Genomic DNA, 1,362 nt, shown 5'->3' on the forward strand with positions numbered 1-1,362 from the left:
AAGGCGTCATTCAGCACTCGGTTACCGGACCCCGGAGCAGGCCGAGAAGGACTGGTACGAGACGCATTCCGCCGCATAGAAATACTGGATATCAACTGTCCGAATTTTGGCGGGCGGCTCAGACCTGCCCGATGTTCCTGACCACCAACACTCACCTGCCCGCGCACCGGCAGCACCGCACCCAGGTCATCGAACTGATCACCCGCGCGGAAGCGGAAGGACGAGCCCGCGTAGCCGACATGAACAAGCAAGTACTGACCAGCCTCGACGCGATCATCACCGCGCTCGAACAACCCGAGCAGGAATCCGATGAAAGCTGACAACAGCCGCCACCTCGCGGATGCCGCACGAGTCCGCGCCGAGCGGACTCGCCGCCGCGCCGTTATCGCCGTGCGGCACCTGGCCCGGACCGGTCAACCCCTGACCGTCACCACCGTCGCCGAGCAAGCCGAGGTGTCTCGGTCCTGGCTGTACACCCAAGCCGACCTGCTCGACCAGATCCGCGCGGAACAGCCTCGCACCTCGGCCCCGCTCACCATCCCGACCCGGCAGGCGGCCAGCGACTCATCCCTCAAGCAGCGACTCGAGATCGCACACCAACGCATCCGCAGCCTCGAGGCCGACAACCAGCAACTACGCGACGCACTTGCTCAGGCCCTCGGGGACCGCCGTGCGACACGCCCGAGATACACCTCGAACTGACCAGACCCGCGCGCCATCGCAGCCCGCCGAAACGATGCCTGACGGACATGTCCAGCACGCAAACCCGCAGGTCAACGCCCTGTCCCGGACCAGCGCTCAAGATAACCAACGAGTCCCTGAACGCCCGGTATCGTCGGGCGGTGAAGGCTCGTGGGCACTTCCCGAACGAGCACGCCGCGCTCAAGTGCCTCTACCTGGTCACACGTAGCCTTGACCCGACCGGCAAGGGAGGTAGACGCTGGGTCACCCGGTGGAAGCCGGCCCTGAACGTGTTCGCCACCGTCTTCGAAGGACGCTGGCCGAGCGCCGAGAAGTACTGAACAACGAAGTGCAGAAACACCGAAATTCTGACACTCCCCGGTTTTAATTGTCCGCATTCGGGTTGCTGGGATTTCCTGTAGTGTGCCGCATCTTGCGGCGGGTGGCAATCTGGTGTGCGCGGGCGGCGTGTAGCCCGTCGCGGCGAGCCTTGCGGATCGCGTCGCCGCGCCCGTGGTGCTCGTCGGCGGGGGTGACGTAGCCGATGCCCTCGTGCAACCGGATCGTGTTGTAGTGCTCCCTTCTGACGTCGAGCTCGCGGCGCATGACCGCGGGGTCGGTGATGGTGTCCAGGTACGGGTTCTCGCCCTTGAGGTGTCCGAAGAACGACTCGATCCACGC

The 1,362-nt window shown here is 65.0% G+C and carries 3 protein-coding genes and 1 pseudogene; 3 read left to right on the forward strand and 1 reads right to left on the reverse strand.

The annotated features are described in order from the left end of the window. The first annotated feature begins 131 nt into the window (after window positions 1-131). The 3 genes and pseudogenes from FGL98_RS25050 to FGL98_RS25060 form a co-directional block, all read left to right on the forward strand. On the forward strand, window positions 132-320 hold the full coding sequence (locus tag FGL98_RS25050; RefSeq protein ID WP_146321598.1) for a hypothetical protein: 189 nt from the start codon (window positions 132-134) through the stop codon (window positions 318-320). After that, complete coding sequence (locus FGL98_RS25055) at window positions 310-702, forward strand: DUF6262 family protein (protein WP_146321600.1); 393 nt, start codon at window positions 310-312, stop codon at window positions 700-702. Before FGL98_RS25050 ends, FGL98_RS25055 begins: the two co-directional genes overlap by 11 nt. A gap of 110 nt (window positions 703-812) precedes the next feature. Next, window positions 813-1,022: pseudogene (locus tag FGL98_RS25060) on the forward strand (transposase); the annotation flags it as partial. 43 nt (window positions 1,023-1,065) lie between these two features. Here the strand turns inward: FGL98_RS25060 and FGL98_RS25065 are convergent. Next, window positions 1,066-1,362: integrase core domain-containing protein (locus FGL98_RS25065; protein ID WP_146321602.1), on the reverse strand; the 297-nt coding region annotated here is incomplete at its 5' end.

The sequence above is a fragment of the Leekyejoonella antrihumi genome (assembly GCF_007845645.1).
In the GTDB taxonomy this organism is placed as follows: Bacteria; Actinomycetota; Actinomycetes; order Actinomycetales; family Dermatophilaceae; genus Leekyejoonella; species Leekyejoonella antrihumi.